At 64.9% G+C, this 989-nt stretch carries 2 protein-coding genes; both read right to left on the bottom strand.

The window, feature by feature from the left end; genetic code table 11:
* Positions 1-307 (bottom strand): ATP cone domain-containing protein (locus tag EN969_RS32790; RefSeq protein WP_127419821.1); only part of this gene is annotated, 307 nt, incomplete at its 3' end.
* A gap of 157 nt (positions 308-464) precedes the next feature.
* Positions 465-989: hypothetical protein (locus EN969_RS32785; RefSeq protein ID WP_127287483.1), on the bottom strand; the 525-nt coding region annotated here is incomplete at its 5' end.

The raw sequence follows: 989 nt of genomic DNA, 5'->3' as shown, positions 1-989 counted from the left end.
CCTCCGTCTCGCCGGAACGTTCGAGCTGGCGCACGATGCCTGTCACCGCGCGGTCGATGCGTTCGGGATCGACATTGCGCTTGCGCACGGCGATCTCCACCGAGCGCAAAAGCTTGTCGCGGTCGAAGGGCACTTTGCGGCCCGCTTTCTTGACCACGACGAGGTCGCGCAACTGCACGCGTTCGAAGGTGGTGAAACGGCCGCCGCAATCGGGGCAGACGCGCCGCCTGCGGATCGCCGCGCCATCCTCGGCGGGGCGAGAATCCTTCACCTGCGTATCTTCCGACTGGCAATAGGGACAGCGCATGGAGAAGCCTTTGGTTGGCGAATCTGGTGAAGCGAAAGGCTTAGAGGTTTTTGCAGCGATGGCAAAGTGTCGCCAACAGCTCCCTCGCCCTTCAGAGATAGCGAGGCGCAAGCAGGATTGCCAGCCTCGCCAGCAGCCGCACAGCGTACCGATGTCTTCAGGGAGCAACGTCGGCGGTCGGAAACCCGCACGATGCGCCGAGACTACGATAGGCCTTGGTGAAGCCGTCCATGGATATGCTTCCAACCGGCGCATCGCCGAAGGAGACGTCAAGCACCGATGCCCGGCGCATGGCGCGCAGGAGCGCCAGGCTGGTCTTGGACTGGTTGTCGACGGTCCAACTGAGCCGGCCGTTGACGGCGCCATCGGAATGGAGCTTGGCAGTGACGCGGCCCTTGTCGTCGCCGAAAGTGGCGGCAACCGACTTGCCGGCCGGCAAGGCCTTGTTGTCGACGGCGATCGTTACGGACGGGTAGGCATCCGGCGGCAGTGCATCGCCGTTCGTGATGATGAGCGTCAGAACGCCGCTCTCGCCGCCAGCGCCGATAAAGGCGGTCGAGGCCGCGCAGGTCTTGCGCAGATCCTCACCGGTGTCGACCTCGTCGACCAGGGTCGACCATCTGCCAAAGGTTTCGAGCTTGGGTGCCGTCTGGGCGGGCGCCGCGGGCTCGGGCTGAGGTGC

Origin of the sequence: Mesorhizobium sp. M7A.F.Ca.CA.003.01.2.1 (assembly GCF_003998945.1) — a bacterium.
GTDB lineage: Bacteria > Pseudomonadota > Alphaproteobacteria > Rhizobiales > Rhizobiaceae > Mesorhizobium > Mesorhizobium ciceri.
Note: the sequence above shows the minus strand (reverse complement) of the source record. Positions and strands in the feature narration are given on the sequence as shown.